Origin of the sequence: Streptomyces sp. NPDC059668, from assembly GCF_042734135.1 — a bacterium.
Taxonomy (GTDB): Bacteria; Actinomycetota; Actinomycetes; order Streptomycetales; family Streptomycetaceae; genus Streptomyces.
The window spans coordinates 94751-99137 of the sequence record NZ_JBHWEL010000028.1; the positions used below are offsets into that span (position 1 = coordinate 94751).

The following is a 4387-nucleotide window of genomic DNA, read 5'->3' on the forward strand; positions in this document are numbered from 1 at the left end:
CTGCCTCTCGGTCGCCGCCCGCCGCCCCCCCGCCGGCACACACCCCCCCCCGGGGGGCCGCCCCGCCCCCCACCCCCCCCCGCGCCCCCCCGCTGCCGTCCCGACCGCGCTCGACGGCCCTCTTCGCTCTTCGCGGGCTCAGCTCTGCTCGACGTGCAGATGGATGGGGCCCCTCAGGACGGGGCTGGGCCGGTACGGCGGTGGGTCGACGACCAGCCTGGGCTCTTCGAGGCGGCGTACCAGCTCGGTCAGTGCGATCTGGGTCTCCAGCCGCGCCATCGGTCCGCCGAAGCACAGGTGGATGCCACTGCCGAATCCCAGGTGCTGGTTGTCCTGCCGGCCGGGGTCGAACCGGTCGGGGTCCTCGAACCGGTCCGGGTCCCGGCTGCCCGAGGCGAGCATGAGCATGATCTGCGAGCCCTTGGGGATGACGGTGTCGCCGACGGCGATGTCGCTGTACGCCGCCCGCCAGGGAATGATCTGCACCGGCGGTTCGTAGCGCAGCAGTTCCTCCACCATCGGCACGACCAGCTCCGGTTCGGCGCGCAGACGCCGCAGCATCCCGGGGTGGCGCAGCAGCGTCAGCATGCCGTTGGCGATGAGGTTGACGGTGGTCTCGTGGCCAGCGATGAGCAACAGGTTGGCGGTGCTGATGATCTCCTCGTCGGTCATCCGCCCGTCGGGGCCGTCGTCGTTGGCCAGCCGGGTCAGCAGGTCGTCGCCGGGGCGGCCGTGGCGTTCCTCCAGCAGTCCGCCGAGGTACTGGCGCAGGTCCTTGGTGGCCTGTACGCCGTTGTCCAGCTTCTCCTGCGGGTCGGTCCTGGGGTCGTAGTCGATCGACTCGATGATGGCGTTCACCCACACGTGGAAGCGCGGTTCGTCCTCGCGTGGCACGCCGAGCAGGTGGCAGATCACGGTGACCGGGAACGGGTAGGCGAAGTCGTCGACGATGTCGATCCGCTGTTCGCCCGCGAAGCCGTCGATCAGGCCGGTGACCGTGGCCGCCAGGTCGGGCTCCATGCCGGAGACCAGTCCCGGGCTGTGCGGCGGCCCGAAGTGACGCATCGCCAGACGTCGCAGCCGGTCGTGCTCGGGCGGGTCGAGGTTGATGAACGACGGCGTGGCACGTCCCTCGACCGCCGCCATCGGCCGCGTCAGGTTGCGTACGTCGGAACTCAGGCGCGGGTCGTGGAGCAGGCCGGTGAGTTCACGGTAGGTGCTGACGACGTAGCTGCCGTCCTCCTGAAGTGCCACCGGATTCTTGCGCAGTTCGGCGTAGAGCGGGTACGGGTCGGCCCGGGAGGAGTAGTCGAGGATCCGGCGCAGGGTGTCGGGCGTCTCGGTCGTGGTCATGTCGTTTCCCTCCTACTTCCCCGTACTCCCTGCCGGCTTCCCCGTACTCCCTACCGGCCCTGCCGCATGGCGGTGACGCGCCGTTCGCCCGGGTCGTGCCCGGTGACGACGACGGTGGCGCCCTGGGCGAGCAGCGCGGGGCCGGGGAAGTCGACGGGCACCGGCTTCGCGTCGACGGGCTGGTCGGGTGTGGGGCAGGGGGGCGGGAAGGGCGCGGCCGTCTCGATCAACTGCCGGTAGTGGTCGAGCCACTTCGCGTTGTTGAAGCTGACCGCCGCGGTGACCCGGCCCTGGTATCCGTACGCGGCGACGAAGCGGCGGTCGGCCACGGATCCCTGGGCGACGACGACCTCGTCGGCGTAGGTCGGTACGCCCACCGACTTGATGTTGACGCCGAACTGGATCGACCAGAACGCCGGGATCGACAGGTGCGGCCAGCGGTCCGCCTGGGTGCTGACCATGTTGTGGGCCGCGATCTCGGCCTGCTCCACGGCGTTGGCCCAGTGCTCCAGGGAGATGAACCGGTACTCGTAGATCGGGTTGGGGCTGCGGGCCACGTCTCCGGCGACGAAGATGTCGTCGGTGACCAGGCCGTTGAGGTCGAAGGCGCGGCAGCCCGTGTCACAGGCGACTCCCCAGACACCCACCGCCAGCCCCGAGTCCCGCAGCCACTCGGTGTTGCGGATGCCGCCGAGCGCCACCACCGCCACCTCCGCGTCGACCGTGCTGCCGTCGGAGAAGTGGGCCCGGCGCAACCGCCCCTGCGCGTCGCCCTCCAGCCGGGTGACCTTGACACCGCAGCGCAGGTCGACGCCGTGGGCGCGCTGCATGTCGGCGGCGACCTCACCGATCATCGCGCCGAGACCGCCGACCAGCGGGGCCGGCCCGAGTTCGGCGACGGTCACCGCGAGGCCGCGCTCGCGGCAGACGGAGGCGATCTCGGAACCGGTGAAGCCCGCGCCGATGATCAGGACGCGGGAGGGCCCGGCGGCGATCGCCCGCTGGAGACCGTCCGCGTCCTCACGGGTACGGACGACGAACACGCCGTCCAGGGCCGCTTCGGCCTCGACGGGCCAGGGCCGGGCCCGCACCCCGGTGGCGATCAGCATGCGGTCGAAGGGGATCCTGCGGCCGTCGGCGAGCCGCACCTGGTCGGCCGCCAGGTCCAGGCCGTCGGCGGGAACGCCCAGGAGCCACTCCGCGTCGATGTCGCGACGTCGCGGCAGGGTGGTGCCCCCGGCCGGCACCCATCCGGTCAGTACCTGCTTGGACAGCGGAGGGCGGTCGTAGGGCTCTCCCAGTTCGTCACCGATCATGGTCAGGGAGCCGGTGAAGCCCTCGCCGCGCAGGGCCTCCGCGGCGCGCAGTCCCGCCAATGACGCCCCGACGATGACGACGCGGCCGTCACGCCTGAACCTCCGCAGGGTGTGGGCGCTGCTCATGACGGCGACATCCCGACCGACGCGTCCCGCTCTTCCACCCGGTCGACCAGAATCGCCTGGAGCGGGCAGGCCGCCGCGGCGCGCAGCACCTGTTCGCGCTGGGCGTCGTCGGGGTTCGGGGCGTACATCAGCGCTTCCTCACCGTGCATCCGGAACGCGTCCGGGGCCAGGAACGCGCACTGGGCGTACCCCTGGCACCGGGAAAGATCGACGACAACTCTCATCCCGACCTCCATTTCTCGGGGCTGCGCGCGAGCGGGCCCGCAAGGACGCCCTCGGGACGCCCGCACGGCACCACCACGGCGCCCAGAAGAGAGAGTCATGCCTTCGAAGAAGGAATACGGCTGTCGCCCGCCCCTTCGCACCTGTGGGGGGAGCACCACGCTCGTCGAAGGTCTCCGCAGGAAGAACTGGTCATCACGACTGTGACTCCGGCGTCCGCAACACCGCCCGGAGTACCTGACCTTGCCGTCGAAAAGCCTATCCCGCACCCACCTGACCCGCACCCGGGAGGCCGGACGCTCCCGGGAGGCCGGATCAGCCGGTCCCGGCCGCCCGTCAGCGGGTGGGCGGGTCAGCGGGTCAGCGGGTCAGCGGGTCAGGACGGCGATGCCGTCTCCGAGCAGTTTCAGTCCGATGACGAAGAACAGGACCGCCATCACGGCGACGTTGTGCCGGGCGGCCCACTCCTTCCAGCCGCCGAGCGTGCTCCTCGCCCGGTCTCCCCCGGCCAGGAAGACTCCCAGCGGGGCCAGCAGTCCGAGGGTGCCGATCAGTACGAAGACGGCCAGTGACGCGATCTGCTGTCCGGCCGGAAGCCCGGCCGAGGCGATCGTGGCGCCCGCGGCGATGGTCAGCGGGGCGTTCTTGGCGTTGAGCGCGGCCAGTGCCAGGCCGAGTCCGAAGACCTTCGGCGGCGTGAGCCGGTCGATCGTGGCCATCCACTTCGGCAGCTTCGCCTCCGAGGCGCCCGTGGGGCGCCGGCGCCACTGGCGGACGCCGAAGAGGGCGAGCAGCACTCCGAGGGCGAGTTTGAGGGCGCCCACCCAGGTGGCGGGCCGGCCGCCGGCTGTGGCGCCCTCCGGTCCGGCGATCGCGAGCACCACCCCGCCCACCGCACAGAGCCCGACGACCCACCCGGCCGCGAACAGCGGTCCGTTGAGCCGTCCCCGCGGGGTGGCGAGTACGAGGATGATCGCGATGATCGGGAGCGGGCTGACGGCGACGGCGGCCGCGAAACCCAGGATGTCTCCGAGCACTTGCCCCATGGCGGCCTCCGGCGGGGGGGTGAGGAGCGGGTCGCACCGGGAGGGGCCGGTGGACAGCGACCCGGCGGCCCGCGCGAGGAGCGACTCGTCCGTGCCGGGCGGGGCGCCGACCGTGGAACCCCGGAGCGTCTCCCCCTCCATCGTCGACCGCGGGTGGGCCGCCCGCACGGCGCGGGCGGCCCGGGGGCTCGGGGGCTTCTGCGGGAGACGGGAGACCAGAAAGGAGGGCGCCGCCCCCGGGCCCCCCCGCCGGGGGCGCCCGCCCCCCCCCCCCCGACCCCAAAAAAAATACCCGGGGTGAAAAAAAAGCGAAAGGCGGCGGAG

General features: G+C 72.1%; 4 protein-coding genes. All 4 read right to left on the minus strand.

Going from position 1 to position 4387, the window contains the following annotated elements; genetic code table 11:
* Positions 1-138: 138 nt before the first annotated feature.
* On the minus strand, positions 139-1353 hold the full coding sequence (locus ACFV2J_RS21610; protein ID WP_385096729.1) for a cytochrome P450: 1215 nt from the start codon (positions 1351-1353) through the stop codon (positions 139-141).
* Positions 1354-1403: 50 nt separating this feature from the next.
* Positions 1404-2795: an NAD(P)/FAD-dependent oxidoreductase gene (locus ACFV2J_RS21615; RefSeq protein ID WP_385096731.1), complete on the minus strand. Its 1392-nt coding sequence runs from the start codon at positions 2793-2795 to the stop codon at positions 1404-1406.
* Positions 2792-3019: a ferredoxin gene (locus tag ACFV2J_RS21620; protein ID WP_385096734.1), complete on the minus strand. Its 228-nt coding sequence runs from the start codon at positions 3017-3019 to the stop codon at positions 2792-2794. Before ACFV2J_RS21620 ends, ACFV2J_RS21615 begins: the two co-directional genes overlap by 4 nt.
* Positions 3020-3385: 366 nt before the next feature.
* On the minus strand, positions 3386-4204 hold the full coding sequence (locus ACFV2J_RS21625) for a GAP family protein (protein ID WP_385440049.1): 819 nt from the start codon (positions 4202-4204) through the stop codon (positions 3386-3388).
* Between the last annotated feature and the right edge of the window lie 183 nt (positions 4205-4387).